At 63.5% G+C, this 15,235-nt stretch carries 11 protein-coding genes and 2 pseudogenes; 10 read left to right on the forward strand and 3 right to left on the reverse strand.

Features of this window, described 5'->3' with window-relative positions:
- The first annotated feature begins 8 nt into the window (after positions 1-8).
- From ACVWYP_RS20435 to ACVWYP_RS20470, 8 genes and pseudogenes are all read left to right on the forward strand, one after another.
- A pseudogene (locus ACVWYP_RS20435) lies at positions 9-1,002 on the forward strand (acetamidase/formamidase family protein).
- 58 nt (positions 1,003-1,060) lie between these two features.
- Positions 1,061-2,275, forward strand: a complete 1,215-nt coding sequence (locus ACVWYP_RS20440) for an urea ABC transporter substrate-binding protein (RefSeq protein WP_304499573.1) — start codon at positions 1,061-1,063, stop codon at positions 2,273-2,275.
- Between the two features lie 94 nt (positions 2,276-2,369).
- Positions 2,370-3,238, forward strand: a pseudogene (locus tag ACVWYP_RS20445) (ABC transporter permease subunit).
- Positions 3,239-3,251: 13 nt separating this feature from the next.
- Positions 3,252-4,325, forward strand: coding sequence for a branched-chain amino acid ABC transporter permease (locus ACVWYP_RS20450; RefSeq protein ID WP_057015931.1), 1,074 nt, complete (start codon positions 3,252-3,254; stop codon positions 4,323-4,325).
- Positions 4,326-4,328: 3 nt separating this feature from the next.
- Positions 4,329-5,048: an ATP-binding cassette domain-containing protein gene (locus tag ACVWYP_RS20455; RefSeq protein ID WP_018270850.1), complete on the forward strand. Its 720-nt coding sequence runs from the start codon at positions 4,329-4,331 to the stop codon at positions 5,046-5,048.
- The gene (locus ACVWYP_RS20460; protein ID WP_063607147.1) at positions 5,038-5,748 is read left to right on the forward strand and encodes an ABC transporter ATP-binding protein; all 711 of its coding nucleotides are present in this window, start codon (positions 5,038-5,040) and stop codon (positions 5,746-5,748) included. Before ACVWYP_RS20455 ends, ACVWYP_RS20460 begins: the two co-directional genes overlap by 11 nt.
- Positions 5,749-5,811: 63 nt before the next feature.
- Positions 5,812-6,573, forward strand: a complete 762-nt coding sequence (locus ACVWYP_RS20465) for an SDR family NAD(P)-dependent oxidoreductase (RefSeq protein WP_304499574.1) — start codon at positions 5,812-5,814, stop codon at positions 6,571-6,573.
- Between the two features lie 86 nt (positions 6,574-6,659).
- Complete coding sequence (locus ACVWYP_RS20470; RefSeq protein ID WP_304499575.1) at positions 6,660-8,063, forward strand: amidase; 1,404 nt, start codon at positions 6,660-6,662, stop codon at positions 8,061-8,063.
- A 6-nt stretch (positions 8,064-8,069) separates the two neighbouring features.
- On the opposite strand, the gene ACVWYP_RS20475 is transcribed toward ACVWYP_RS20470, so the two are convergent.
- On the reverse strand, positions 8,070-9,659 hold the full coding sequence (locus ACVWYP_RS20475; protein ID WP_304499576.1) for an ABC transporter substrate-binding protein: 1,590 nt from the start codon (positions 9,657-9,659) through the stop codon (positions 8,070-8,072).
- A gap of 22 nt (positions 9,660-9,681) precedes the next feature.
- Positions 9,682-10,884: a serine hydrolase domain-containing protein gene (locus tag ACVWYP_RS20480; protein ID WP_304499577.1), complete on the reverse strand. Its 1,203-nt coding sequence runs from the start codon at positions 10,882-10,884 to the stop codon at positions 9,682-9,684.
- A 234-nt stretch (positions 10,885-11,118) separates the two neighbouring features.
- Here ACVWYP_RS20480 and ACVWYP_RS20485 point away from each other — a divergent pair, with 234 nt between their 5' ends.
- Positions 11,119-11,793, forward strand: a complete 675-nt coding sequence (locus ACVWYP_RS20485; protein ID WP_304499578.1) for a helix-turn-helix transcriptional regulator — start codon at positions 11,119-11,121, stop codon at positions 11,791-11,793.
- A gap of 135 nt (positions 11,794-11,928) precedes the next feature.
- Positions 11,929-12,876: an IS481 family transposase gene (locus ACVWYP_RS20490; RefSeq protein ID WP_304499579.1), complete on the forward strand. Its 948-nt coding sequence runs from the start codon at positions 11,929-11,931 to the stop codon at positions 12,874-12,876.
- Positions 12,877-14,119: 1,243 nt separating this feature from the next.
- On the opposite strand, the gene ACVWYP_RS20495 is transcribed toward ACVWYP_RS20490, so the two are convergent.
- Positions 14,120-15,046 carry a D-alanyl-D-alanine carboxypeptidase family protein gene (locus ACVWYP_RS20495; protein ID WP_304499580.1) on the reverse strand — a complete coding sequence of 309 codons (927 nt, stop codon included), beginning with the start codon at positions 15,044-15,046 and terminating at the stop codon, positions 14,120-14,122.
- Positions 15,047-15,235: the final 189 nt, after the last annotated feature.

Here is a 15,235-nt window from a genome sequence, read left to right on the forward strand (position 1 = left end):
CCGTTCGCATGACCGAAGACTGGTTGAAGAGTTCCATCATGGCCAAGCGCGCCCTTGCCAAGGGCGCGACCGGTACGACCCATAGCCTGACGATCGAGCAGCAGGGTGGCTTCCATTACGTGTATGGGCCCTATGCCAAGCCGACCCTGTCGATCGACCCGGGCGGGGTCGTCGTTGTCGAGACCGAAGACGCCTTCGGCGGCGTGCTCACCAGCGAAAGCGACAGCCCTACGGCGAAGCTGAACTTCCCCTATCTGAACCCGCAATGCGGGCCGATCGCGGTCAAGGGCGCCAGGAAGGGCGATTGCCTCGCCGTCTATATCCGCGATGTCGAGACCCGCGGCGCGCAGCCGGCCGGAACGACCTGCATCATTCCGGAGTTCGGCGGCCTGGTCGGGACGGCATCCACAGCTCTGCTCAATCCGCCGCTGCCGGAACGCGTCAAGAAGCTGCATGTCGACCGCAACGGCGTGCGCTGGAGCGACAAGATCACGCTGCCCTATGAGCCGTTTATCGGCACTCGGCGTCTCGCCCGAGATCGAGGCGATCTCCTCGCTGCAGCCCGATTATCACGGCGGCAACATGGACCTGCCCGACGTCGCACCGGGCGCGATTATCTATCTGCCGGTGCATGCCGAAGGCGGGCTGCTCTATGTCGGCGACTGCCACGCCACGCAGGGCGATGGCGAGCTCTCGGGCGTCGCGCTGGAGCAGCGCGCGACTGTCACATTGCAGATCGATCTGATCAAGAACTGGAGCTTCGCCTGGCCGCGGCTGGAGACGCGCGACTTCATCATGACGATCGGCAGCGCACGCCCGCTCGAGGACGCCGCGCGCATCGCCTATCGCGAGCTCGTGCGCTGGATGAGCGCCGATTACGGCTTCGATGAGATCGACGCCTACATGCTGCTCAGCCAGGCCGGCCGCATGCGGCTCGGCAACATGGTCGATCCCAAATACACGATGGGGGCGTCGATCCTGAAGAATTACCTCAAGGCGTGACTTCAAACATCCTTCAACGACAGAGGACATCGCGATGTATTCGGGGCGTATAGTCGGAATGGCTTTGCTTGGTGCAATGCTTGGGATCGCGGCGGTAGGTCGCGCGCAGGCGGCAGACCCGCCGCTGAAGGTCGGCTTGCTGGAGGACGTCTCCGGCGATCTCGCCTTCATGGGCATGCCGAAGCTGCACGGCTCGCAGCTCGCGGTCGAGGAGATCAACAAGAGCGGCGGCATTCTCGGCCGGCAGATCGAGTTGATCCACCTCGATCCCCAGGGTGACAATGCCCGCTATCAGGAGTTCGGCCGGCGGCTGCTCAATCGCGACAAGGTCGACGTACTGATCGGCGGCATCACCTCGGCCTCGCGCGAGGCGTTGCGTCCGATCGTCGATCGCACCACCACGCCGTACTTCTATACGAACCAGTATGAAGGCGGTGTCTGCGACGCCAGCATGATCAGCATGGGCGCGGTGCCGGAGCAGCAGTTCTCGACCCTGATCCCCTGGATGGTCCAGAAGTTCGGCAAGAAGGTCTACGTCATCGCAGCCGACTACAATTTCGGCCAGATCTCCGCGGAGTGGAACCGCAAGATCATGAAGGACCTCGGCGGCGAGGTCGTGGGAGAGGAATTCATCCCGCTCGGCGTGTCGCAGTTCGCGCAGACGATCCAGAACATCCAGAAGGCGAAGCCGGACTGGCTGCTGACGATCAACGTCGGCGCGGCGCAGGACTCGTTCTTCGAGCAGGCGGCCGCGGCCAACCTCAATTTGCCGATGGGCTCATCGATCAAGATCATGCTCGGCTTCGAGCACAAGCGGTTCAAGCCGCCGGCGCTCAACAACATGCATGCGACCGCGAACTGGTTCGAGGAGATCGATACCCCCGAAGCCAACGACTTCAAGAAGCGCTGGCACGCCAAATTTCCCGATGAGCTTTACATCAACGACATGGGCTACAACGCCTACAACGCGCTCTACATGTACAAGGCGCTGGTCGAGAAGGCGAAGTCGACCAAGCTCGAGGACATGCGCAAGGTGATCGCAACGGGCGATGCCTGCATCGACGCTCCCGAGGGCAAGGTCTGCATCGACCCGAAGAGCCAGCATACGTCGCACCGCATGCGCCTGATCTCGGTCGGGCCCAAGCATGAGGTGACGGTGGAGAAGGACTACGGGACGATCCAGCCGTACTGGCTTGGCGAGATCGGCTGCGACCTCACCAAGAAGAACGACAAGGACCAGTACACGCCGAGTCATCTCCCCAGCAAATCGTGACGCGCGCAGGCACGAATCTTGCTCGTGCTGTGCATCACGACCTTGAACCGAACCGGCGCCGCAATGATGCGGCGCCGCGATCAGGGAGACCGGAATGTCGGCTGAACTCTTCTCGGTATTCTATCAGTTCGCCGATGTCTTCGCGTTCCTGATCCTGTCAGCGGCGGGCCTTGCCATCGTGTTCGGCATGATGGGCGTCATCAACATGGCGCATGGCGAGTTCATCATGTGCGGCGCGTACGTCACCGTGGGGCTCGTCAACCTCGGCGTCCCGCTTCCGATTGCCCAGATCCTTGCTGCGCTGACCGCGCGGGGATCATCGGCATGATCGTCGAGTACCTCGTCGTGCGGCGCTTCTACAAGCGTCCGCTCGACTCGCTGCTCGCCACCTGGGGCCTCAGCCTGATCGTGACGCAGTCGATGCTGCTGATCGTCGGCTCCGCGGTGCGCGGTATCGGCACGCCGGAAGGAAGCTTTGCGATCGGAGGCTACACGTTCTCGACCTACCGGCTGGTGCTGTTCGGCTGTGCTGTGGCCGTGCTCGCCGGTCTCTACATCATCTTCATGAAGACGCGCTTTGGCGTGATCGCGCGCGCCACGATGCAGAATGCGGCGATGGCCAAGGCGCTCGGCGCGCGCACCGGGCGGATCTATTCCATCAGCTTCGGCATCGGCACCGCGCTTGCGGGGCTCTGCGGCGCGCTCTACGCGCCGACCATGACGCTGATCCCGACCATGGGAGCGACCTTCGTGGTCGAGAGCTTTGTCACCGTGGTGATCGGCGGCGCCAATGTCCTGCTCGGAACTGCGCCGGCCGCCGTGTTCCTGGCGATGATCCGGATGGCATTGAATGCCAGCTATGGGCAGATCATCGGACAGATCGGCATGCTGTTTGCAGTCATCCTGATCATACGTGTGCTGCCTGAGGGACTATCCAGCGTGCTGGTTCGTCGTGGGCGCTAGACGGGAATTTCTGATGTTGAAGCTGCTCGAGGGCCCGCAGACGCTCGGACGCGGGAAGATCTTCTGGTCATGCTTCCTCGCCGTGCTGGCGGGAGCACTGATCTATCCCCTGTTCGCTGATTCCTATGATGTCGGCAATTTCGCCTACTTCCTGATCTGGATCTTCATGGCGCTCGGCCTCTGCCTGATGTGGGGCTACGGCGGCATGCTGTCGTTCGGCCAGACTTTCTTCTTCGGCATCGCCGGCTACGGCTATGGCGTGCTCGCCATCAACATGGGCGGGGGAACGACCACGATCGCGGCGCTGGTTCTCTCCGTGGTGATCGCGATGATCGCGGCCGGGATCCTCGGCTACTTCATGATCTGGGGCGGCATCAGCGGGATCTTCTTCGGCATCGTGACGCTGTCGGCGACGCTGGTGCTTGCCTTCTTCCTCGGGCAGACGGCGGGGCCGGAATGGCATATCGGTCCGGCCCGGCTGAACGGCTTCAACGGCATGAAGGGGATGGACCCGCTCACGGTCGGCGACTTCGACATCGAGGGCTCGGCGCTCTACTACGTCATGATCGCGTTGATCGTGATCGTCTACATCGCGCTGCGCATGCTGGTGAACTCGAGCGTCGGCAACGTGATCGTGGCGACGCGGGAAAATCCGCAGCGCGCCGAGATGCTCGGCTACGACGTCCGCAAATATCAGCTTCTGACCTTCGTGATCGGTAGCGGGCTCGCAGGCCTCAGCGGTGCGCTGTACACGTCCTGGGGGCAGTTCATCACGCCATCGAGCATCGGCCTGCCGGCGGCGGCGATGCCGATCGTGTGGGTGGCCTTCTCCGGACGCAACGATCTGACTGCGACCCTGGTCGGATCGTTCCTGCTGCTGTTCGGTTTCCAGACCATCACGGTCTACAGCCAGCAGGCGGCGCTGGTGCTGATGGGCGTGCTGCTGCTCGCCACCGTGATGCTGGCGCCGCAGGGCTTCGTGCTCGGCATCGGCAAGCTGGTCGTCGATTGGTGGACCAGGCGTCGGCGCCGCGACGAGGCTCCCGCGCTGGCCGATACCGCCCGCCTGCAATCGGATGAGACCTGAATCATGGCGTTGGTCGATGTAAAAGGTGTCTCCAAGCGTTTCGGTGGATTGACCGCCGTGTCCGATGTCGACCTGACGGTCAATGCCGGCGAGGTGCACTGCCTGATCGGGCCCAACGGGGCCGGGAAAAGCACGCTGTTCAAATTGATCGTCGGTCTCTATCCGCCAACCACGGGCAGCATCTTTTTCGACTCGATCGATATCACCGCCGAGCGGCCCTACGCGCGGGTGCAGCGCGGCATGAGTATCAAGATGCAGGCGCCGAGCGTGTTCAAGGAGCTGCCGGTGCGGCAGAACATCCAGATCGCGCTGCAGGAACGCATTTCGGGCGCGGAATGCCGTGCCGAAGAGGAGCGGCTGCTCGCGTTGCTCAATCTCGCTGACGATAGCGGCAAGCTCGCCGGTGCGCTGTCGCACGGCCAGCAGCAATGGCTGGAGATCGGGATGGCGCTGGCGCTGCAGCCGCAGCTGCTGCTGCTGGACGAGCCGACCGCCGGCATGTCGCCCGAAGAGACTTTCAAGACCGGCGAGCTGATCAAGTCGTTCAATGCCGAGGGCATGACCGTCCTGGTCGTCGAGCACGACATGGCGTTCGTGCGTCAGGTCGCCCAGCGCGTCACCGTCCTGCATCTTGGCAAGATTTTCGCACGCGGCAGCCTCGAGGCCATCCTGGAAGATGAGAAGGTCGCTGAAATCTACCTGGGTAAGACCCATGCCCACTGATCGCATTCTGGAGGTGTCGGGACTTTGGGCGGGCTACGGCGCGACGCCGATCCTGCAGGGCGTCAGCATGTCGGTCTCGCGCGGCGAGATCGTCGGCGTGATCGGCCGCAACGGCGTCGGCAAGTCGACCCTGATGCGGTGCCTGATCGGTCTGCTGCAGACCTGGCGCGGCACCATCAGCTTCATGGATCGGGATGTCACGCAGCTCGAGGCCGATGCGCGGGCGCGCGCCGGCTTCGGCTACATCCCGCAGGGCCGCGACGTGTTTCCGCAAATGAGCGTCGAGGAGAATTTGCAGGTCGGCGAGTTGATCGGCGGGCCCGAAGGCAAGAAGCTGCCGGAGCTGGTCTACGAGTATTTTCCGCGCCTGAAGGAGCGCCGGCGCCAGATCGCGGGCACCATGTCGGGCGGCGAACAGCAGCAGCTTGCGATCGGCCGCGCGCTGATCGGCAATCCGGCGCTGATGATCCTCGACGAGCCGTCGGAGGGCATCCAGCCGTCGATCGTGCAGCACATTTGCGAGGCGCTGAAATCGTTCCGGGCGGAGCTCGGGACCACGATCGTGTTCGTCGAGCAGAACCTCGACACTATCCTGGAGATCGCGCAGCGCTGCTACATCATGGAGAAGGGCAAGATCACGCGATCGCTGGCCGGTGAGGAGGTCAACGCGGACAACGTTCGCGCTCAGCTGTTGCTGTGATCGACCGCGCCATGCGGTAAGGATCAATGCGTTGCATAATTGATAATAATGGAGGGAATGGACATGGATCTCGGACTCAAGGGAGCGAAGGTTCTCGTTACCGGCAGCACCAAGGGTATCGGCAGGGCGATCGCCGACACGTTCGCGGCCGAGGGCGCCAATGTCGGCATCTGTGCGCGCAACCAGGGTGACGTCGACGCTGCGGTCACAGCGCTCAAGGCCAAGGGCGTTGCGGTATTCGGTGCTGCCGTCGATGTCTCGAACGGGCCGGCCCTGAAGGCCTGGGTCGCCGACATGGCGTCCAAGCTCGGCGGCATCGATGTCGTGGTCGCCAATGTCAGCGCGCTGTCGATCGGGCAGGACGAGGAGAGCTGGGAGAAGGAATTCTCGACCGACATGATGGGGACGGTGCGCCTCGTCAACGCGGCGATGCCGTATCTGGAGAAGAGCGGCGCTGCCGCGATCGTCACGATATCGAGCGTGTCGGGACGCGAGGTCGATTTTGCCAGCGGTCCCTACGGAACGTTCAAGGCCGCGATCATCCACTACACGCAGGGCCTCGCCTACCAGCTCGCGGGCAAGGGCATCCGGGCCAATTCGGTGTCGCCGGGCAACACCTATTTCGAGGGCGGCGTCTGGAACATGATCAAGGACGGCAATCCCGAACTGTACAAGACCGCACTGGCGCTCAACCCGACCGGCCGCATGGGCACGCCGCAGGAGATGGCGAATGCCGCCGTGTTCCTGGCGAGCAAGGCGGCGAGCTTCATCACGGGGACCAACCTCGTGGTGGACGGCGCGTTGACGCGCGGCGTCCAGTTCTAGGCGGGGCGCGCCGTCAGCGGAGTCGCGAGATCGCCGCCCGCGGCGGCGGTCCGGGCAGGCATTTTCCGATAACAGCAGGGCGTCAGATGTCAGCGGATTCATTGCACTACAAATCCATCACCGAAATCTCCGAGCTCATTCGCCGCAAGGAGGCGAAGCCCTCGGAGATCACCGAGGCGATGCTGAGCCGGATTGCGAAGCTGGACGGACAGTTTCACGGCTATGCGCTGGTCCTTGCGGAGCGGGCGATGGCCCAGGCCAAGCAGTACGATGCGGAGATTGCCAAGGGCATCTGGCGCGGCCCGCTGCATGGCGTTCCAATCGGGCTGAAGGACCTTTGCTACACCTCGTTTGCGCCGACCGCGGGCGGCACCACGATCCACGCCAAATTCGTGCCGTCCTTCAATGCCACGATCGTGGACCGGCTCGAAGTCGCCGGCGCGGTGACGCTCGGCAAGCTGAAGATGACGGAGGGGGCCTACACCAGCCATCATCCGGCCGTTCAGGCCCCGCTCAACCCGTGGAATGTGAGCTACTGGGTTGGCTCCTCGTCGACCGGATCGGGCGTCGCGACCTCGGCGGGGCTCTGCTACGGCTCGATCGGCAGCGACACCGGCGGCTCGATCCGCTTTCCGTCGGCGACCTGCGGGTTGACCGGGATCAAGCCGACCTGGGGCCGGGTCAGCCGCTACGGCGTCTTTCCGCTGGCGGACTCGCTCGATCACGTCGGGCCGATGTGCCGCAGCGCTGCGGATGCCGCGGCGATGCTCGGCGTCATCGCGGGTGCTGATATCAACGATCCGACGGCCCTGCGGGCTCCGGTGCCAAACTATCTGGCCGGTATCGGCGACGGCATCAGGGGCCTCAGGATCGGCGTCGACCGCAGGTACACCCAGGAGGGTATCGATCGGCAGGTCGTGACCGCCTTGCTGCAAGCCGAACGCACGCTCGCCGCGCTCGGTGCCGACATCCACGAGGTGCATTTCCCGCCCTATCAGAAGCTCGTCAGCCAGTGGATTGCGATGTGCTCGGTGGAGACGGCGGAGGCGCATCTCGACACCTACCCGTCGCGCAAGTCGGAATACGGACCGGACCTCGCACAGCTGATCGAGCAGGGCAGGGCGACGAGCGGCGTCGATATTGCGGCCATCCATCATGAACGGTTGAAGTTCAGCGGCAGCCTCGCCGCCATGTTCGAAGATATCGACCTGCTGCTGATCCCGACGATGCCGGTGCCGATCCCGACGCTCACCAAGATGAGCGAATACGGCGCCGACCCCAGCGTGCTCCTGAGCATCCTGCGCTTTACGGCGGTGTTCGACTTCTCGGGCAGCCCGACCATCACGCTGCCGATGGGCATGGCCTCGGACCAGATGCCGCTCAGCATGCAGCTGGTCGGCTCGCATCTCTCCGAGGACGTTCTGGTCCGCGCCGGCGCCGCGTTCCAGTCGGTGACAGATTGGCATACGCGGCGACCGCCGATCGAATAGGGGCCGCTAGCCGGTCTTGTCGACATTCCAGAACAGCGGCACCGGCGCGCGGACGATGTCCTTCAGCGCCTTGCGCGTCGCGGCCGGCTGATTGTACTGCCCGGTCGGGACGTGAGTGACCACCTCGTAGGCGCGTGCCTGGATCTTGTCGGCCAGTGCCTTCTGGTCCGGCGGCGCCGCGGTGCGGGCAAAGCTGTCGCGCAGCCGCTCGAGTTCGGCGTCCTCGACCCAGCCGAAGAAGCCGCCGTTCTTGCCCTTGCCGTTGACGCAGGCGTTGCCGATCGGATTGACCAGGTCGGCGCTGGCCCAGGTCGAATGGTAGAGCGACCAGCCGCCTTCGGCCGGCATCGACTGCTTGGCGCGCCGCGCCACCACCGAACCCCAATCCATCGCGAGCAGGTTGACGTTCATGCCGATCGAACGCAGCGCCTCGGCGGTGACCGTGCCGAGCGCGGTGATGATCGGGGCGTCGGTCGCGTGCAGGATCGTGATCGGCTCGCCCTTGTAGCCGCCCTGCTTGAGCAGCTCCCTGGCTTTCGCGGTGTCCGCCTTGGTCGACCAGCCGACCGCGCTTTCGAACGGCGTGCCGGCGACGAAGATCGCCGGCGTGATCTTGTAGTAATCGGGATTGCCGATCTGGGTGTCGAGCCAGTCCTTCTGGTTCACGGCGTGCAGCACGGCCTGGCGGATCTCCGGCCGGTCGAACGGCGGCACCAGCCAGTTCATCCGGCACATGCCGGAGAAGCCCAGCGTGTTGTAATCGGTCAGCTCGACATTGGAGGCGCGCGCGAGAATCGGATGATGGTCGTGCGGCGGCACCTCGAAATAGTCGATCTCGTCGTTGACAAGCGCGTTGGTCGCGATCTGGAAGTCCGGCACGCTGATCCATTCGTAGCGTCCGATCTTGACCACCTTGCCGCCGCCGGTGCCGTCGGACGGCTCGTCGCGGGAAACGTAGTCAGGGTTCTTTTCGTAGGCGGCCTTGACGCCGGGCTGGAATTCCGCCGTCACGAAGCGGAATGGTCCGGAGCCGAGGTGATCTGATATGGCCTGGTCGGCGGGCGTCGCGGCGATCCGCGCCGGCACGATGAAGGGCACGTTGGCGGTCGGCTTGCCGAGCGCCGCCAGCACGAAGCCGCACGGCTCCTTCAGCGCCATGCGGAAGGTGCGCTCGTCGAGCGCCTTCAGTTCGGCGACGAATTCGAACAGTTTCTGGCCCATCGTGTCGCGCCTGGCCCAGCGCTGCAGCGAGGGGATCACGTCGGCCGACGTCACCGCGCTGCCGTCATGGAATTTGAGGCCGGGCCGCAGCCGGAAGGTATAGGTCAAGTTGTCGGCGGAGACCTCCCAGGCCTCGACCATCTGCGGCTTGATCTCGAATTTCGAATTGGTCGAGAACAGCGTGTCGTAGATCATGTAGCCGTGGTTACGCGCGGTCCACGCCGTCGTCATGATCGGGTCCGTCGCGCGCAGCGGCGCGTGCATGACGGCCGTGATCGTCTTCGAACTGGCCCGCGCGACGCGCGGCATCGCGATGCCGAGGCTTGCTCCCGCACCGATCTGCAACAGACGGCGCCGGTTGATCGATGGTCCCATGATGTCCCCCTGTCGCAACCGGTCAGGCCTTGCCGGCAAGCCTGGCCGCGATCGCGCGATAGCCGCGCATCCACATGTGATCGAGATCGAGATCCATCGGCAGCGGCTGCGAGGAGACGCGCGCGATCACGGTCTCGTTGGTGGGATCGATGTAGATCCACTGGCCATGGATGCCGACCGCGGCAAACGGCGTTTCGCGCCGATCGAGCGTGTACCACTTGTTGCGGTAATTGCCGTTTGGAAACACCTTCGTCAGGTCGCCGCGCGACCAGGCCTCGGCATTGCCGTTCTGCCTGATGTCGTCGATCCACCAGCCGGGGACGACCTGTCGTCCGTTGCTGATGCCGTGATTGCGCATCATCTCGCCGAAGCGGGCGAGATCGCGCAGTGTCGCGCAGATGCCGCCGGCGACGCGGCCTGCGCCGCGTGAATCGACGGTGATGTAGGCGTCGTGCTCGGCGCCCATCGGCTGCCACAGATAGTGCGAGAGGATCTTTGCGTAGGACAGGCCGCAGGCGCGCTCATAGACCCAGCCGAGCACATCGGTGTTGGTCGAGACGTAGTGGAAGGTCTCTCCATGCGGTGCGCCGTTCGGCCGCAGCGTGCGCAGATAGTCGCGCAGATTGCTCGGCGGAACTGCAGGATCCGGCAGTTCCCAACCGGTCGAGCGCCGGTAGTTCATGACGTCGCCGTCGCGCGCCATGTAATCCTCGTCGAAGCGGATGCCGACGCTCATGTCGAGCAGATGCCGCACCGTGCAGTTGCCGCCATAGACCGATCCTTCCATCTCCGGGATGTAGCGCGTCACCGGCGCGTCGGGATCGAGCTTGCCATGATCGGCAAGGATGCCGCCGAGCGTTCCGGCGACCGACTTGCTGACGGAGAAGATCAGGTGCGGCGTATCCGGCGTCAGGCCGTGGGCATACCATTCGAACGCGACCTGTCCGCGATGCGACACCACGATGCCGTCGGTGTGGCTGGCGCGCAGCGCCTCGCCGACGCCGACCGTCTCGCCGCGCGGGTTGGCGAAGCTGACGTCGTCGAGATAGCGCGGCGCAAAGGACAGCGGCGTCGCCGCTGCGGCGCGCGCGATGTTCGCGGTGGGCAGCAGTTCGCGGACATTGCGGAATGCCCACTCGTTGAAGGGATGCTGACGCCAGTTGGCGAGCGTGACCTGTTCGTCGGCCGCCGATGGGAAGGCGGCCATGATGCGACGCGAATTCATTCTTGATCCAGCAATGACATCGGATGATGTGCGAAAGTTCCGCATGGCTCGCGTCGCTCGCAATCAACCGGATGGTGGAGGGGGCCGTTGGGTTACTTCGGCGTAACCGTTTCCCCGGATGTGCGCTTCGTGCGCTTGGCCCGCAATTTGCTTGACTATGGCCCGCGGCTGCCCCAGCGTGACGGGCATGCGACGCGCAGACGTTCGCCATCGGGAAACATCGGGAGGTAGGTCATGATCGCGCTTCTGGGCCGACCGGATCCGGCAACCACGCAGGCCATTCAGTTCGCGCGCGGCATTCTCGAGGGGTCGGCGACCGCGTTCTACGAGGTCGACGGCAATTTGACCCTCAACCGCTTCGTGCTCAGCAGCAACGTGCCGCCGAGTTTCCACGACCAGTATCTTGCCGGCATGAACCGGCTCGATCCGTTGCATCCGCGCTCCGCGAGCAACCGGCCGATTGCGCGGCTGAGCACCGCGCTCGACCAATGCGCGAGCCAGGAGGCGGCGACCTATCGCGCCTTCGCCGGCCAATGCGGCGTCGCCGACATGATCGAGTTCTTCTTCCGCCGCAACGACCGCATCGTCGCCGGAATGAGCGTGCTGTGGGCGCCGGGCTGCACGATTCCCGACGGCAGCATGCACATTGCGGAGAAGATCCACGACTATCTCGAGTTCAACCTGACCAGCCGCCTGTCGTCGAACGCCGACGAGCCAGCGCGCTTTGGCCTGACCTCGCGCGAGATGGAAGTCGTCGAGCTCTTGTGCTGCGGACGAACCAACCGCGAGATCGGCGAGTGCCTGAACATCGGTCTCGCGACGGTGAAGACGCATCTGATCCATATCTTCGAGAAGCTCGGCGTCGAGACCCGCTCCGCTGTGGTGGCGATGATGTCGCGGCCGCATTGAGGCGCGGGCTGTCGATTACGAGTCCGCGGCTCGTTCAGCACGTCGTCCCTGCGAAAAGTGTTTGATCCCTGCTGATTGGTTGGATGGAATCGGTGTAGAACGAGGCGTGGCCTTTGTTAGGGAGCGCCTCGTGTCATGGAACTGAACCTGCACGCGAACGCCACGACGACGCCGAAGACGCGTGCCTACATCCAGCGCAGCAGGAAGTCGGTCGCCGAATTGGCGGCCGAACTCGGGGTCAGCGAGACCACGATCTATCGCTGGCGCGGCCGCACCACGGTCGAGGACCGCTCGCACCGGCCGCACAACCTCGTGACCAGCCTGTCGGCCGTCGAAGAGCGGGCGGTGTGCGAGCTGCGGACGTCGCTGCAATTGCCACTCGACGACATCGTCGAGGTGATGCGGCGCTGCATCAATGCCAGGCTGTCCCGCAGCGCGATTCACCGTTGCCTGCAGCGCAATGGCATCAGCCGGCTTGCCAAGCCTGACAGGCCCAAGGCCGGCGTGTTCGAGACCACCAGCATCGGCTTCATCCATATCGACGTGAAATATCTGCCGGCCCTGCAGCGCCGCACCAGCTACGCCTTTGTCGCCATCGATCGCGCCACCCGCTACGTCTTTCTCGAGATCCATGCCCGGCGGGACGGCGCCACCGCGACCGGCTTCCTCAAACGCTTCCTGGCCGACTTCCCGCACGACGTTCACACCATCCTGACCGACAATGGCGCCGAGTTCACCGACCGCTTCGCTGTCGACAAGAAGAACAAGCCGGCCGGGCGACCGTCCGGCGACCATCCCTTTGATCGGCTCTGCAAGCAGCGCGGCATCGAGCATCGCCTGACCAAGCCCTACCACCCGCAGACCAACGGCCTCGTCGAACGCTTCAACCGGCGCATCGCCGAAGCCATCGGCCGCGAAGAAAAGCGCGGCAGCGCCCGGCGCACCTTCGTCGACCATGCCGATCGGGACGCCTTCCTCAGCAAGTTCGTCCACGACTACAACCGAACCCGCCTCAAATGCCTCGGCTACAAGACGCCAATCCAGGCCCTTGCCAATCAAACGGGATCAAACAGCGGATGTTGAGAACGGGATTCGTCGTTCGGGCGTCGCTCAACAATGACTGCCTGTGGTTATGGGTCCCTGCTCCCGTGCGCAATTGCGCACTAGGCAGGGACGACGGTGAGGATGGTTCTACGCCAAGGCTTCAACGGGGTTTTTGGTCTTGGGCACGCCAGAGCTTCAGCGGAGGCGGCGATCCGGGCGATGACACCGAAGAACATGCCAGCACACCGCTCCTTCCACGCGTCGTCCCGGCGAAGGCCGGGACCCATAACCACAGGATTGGGTTGGTGAGGAAAGCCGTGGCCACAGCGTCGCGCAACAATTGAGATTTGGGGTAATGGGTCCTGGCTTTCGCCAGGACGACATTGAGTGTGTGGCGCGGTCTGTGAGTCACACATCCATATTCTCGCGACATGTTTTGTCCGAGTTTTGTATCTCGTTTCGCCGCTCTGAATTCAGAGGGCGCAGGGAAAGCCGGGTGCCGATCGCACCCATGGGCCCCGTGCAAAAGGTAGAAAGCACGGGGGTAGGACCACAGGTGTAACCGGAAACAACCCGGCTTTCCCTGCGCGATGGTTTACGGCTTACTTCGTGCTCTCCCCGGCGAGACTTGGCTTTTTTGTCACCGCCTTCGCAAACGCTTGTGCGTTTTGCGAGAGCACACCTGCCGCTAGGGCGTCAGGCCTGCACGATTTCGCCGTCCGCTTCACGCGCATTCGTCGACTGCGCAATCGGCGTCCACCGCATCTCGACCCACGTTCGTGACGACCGCGAAGCGCCCCTCGATCGGGCGAGACGGGTGATCTATAGCACTGAGTTGCGCTTCGGATAAAGCGAAATATCTTCGCGAGTGAGGATTGACAGGTTTTTGCTGTGTTGCCCGTCGGGTTGATTTGTCGCATCCGAAATTGGGCGGGACCGTCGCTTCGTGGGCCCGAAGCGGCGATCCCTGATCGCGCGAGGTGCATGGTCGGGTGTGGGTAAATGTCGGCCAATCCGCACGACTAGGGACATAGTAAATCGACGAATGCACGCGGCAATTGCCATTCTGAGCTAGCCCCTGCGTAACAGATTCAGTGGCTACTGAATCCAGCGGCGCAAAAGTGGTAGCGCGGCGCAGCAATTGCGGTTCCTGGTGGATGGGATTCAGGAGAAAGGCGTAACGTCATCGGTGGAGGCTGGCCGCTACAGCCTCCGAAGCCGCCGTTAGCCCCAGCTCACCCCCTGAGCTGGGGCGCGCCGGAGCGCACGAAGGGTAGGCCAATCAGAGGCGCGAACTGACTCTGGTCGCCGCGCCCTTCGACGCTGCCTTTGACTTTGCGCGCGTCGTCACGCCATGTCTGGAAGATGCTGCAATTCGGGTGTGTCGCTTGCCGGCCAGCCTTGTGTGCCTTGATACCGTACGATGAGCAGCATACTCCCGACCATCGACCGGTGCGAGATGCGCAGGGTCTCCATTCAAATATGGACGTCCAACTCCGAACTGCTTTTCGTGCTCGTCGATCCATTTCCACAATCTCTTGGTCTCGCTTGCACGCTCCTCCTTGCTCCCGCCATTCATGCTGACGACGTCGGCGGCGAGCCCGTGACCATAGCCTCCACGCGAGCTGCCACCGTGATAAGATTTGTCATTTGCGGCCTTCAGCCCGTTTGCAATCGATTGGCGGTAGTCATCGCGGAATCCGCTGGTGATCCCGGGTGCCAGTCCGGCCTGTTCCGCTGCATGGAGCAAATAGAACAGCTTTAGCTTGAAGGCTCGATCCATCCCTCCGATCACGTAATCCATCAGAGGCATGCGGGCTCTTTCTGCCGCCTTGGGGTCTTTCCATCCGAAGTCATTTTCGACCCGCTTCGGGAAGCTGCGTGTGACGGTGATCAGCTTGCGCTTCCGTTTGATGATCACGTCCCTTTTTTCGTACACGACGATCCAGTCGGTCTTCGGCGCGCGCATGTAAAGCGCGCCAAGGAACCGGTCGATGCACCTCTCGGCAACAAAGCATTCGTCCAGGACCAAGACTGTATCGACATTGTCCGGAGCGGCCTTGAGCGGGTCGACAACGTTGGTCGTGGATACCTGCTCAGTTTGCTTCTCGGTTGGTGTCGTCGGCAGAGCCTCGGGGGAGGCTCGGTCCGCATCTGGCAATACACTCCCGTTGGCATCGGATTGAGCCGACGGTTCGGATGCCGTCACCTGTCGGCTCGACTCCTCATTGGGCGACGCTGCGCGCACGTCATGAACGACGGCGCAGCATGACAGTGAAACCAGAGACGAGGCAATGCGTAACCAACCAGCCCCGCAACCGAACCGACTTCGCCTGGCGCCATGACGCTCTTTGAGAGATGACATCGGCATTGGCAGTCAACATGAGCGAAATTGATC

It is taken from the genome of Bradyrhizobium sp. USDA 3262 (assembly GCF_054060035.1).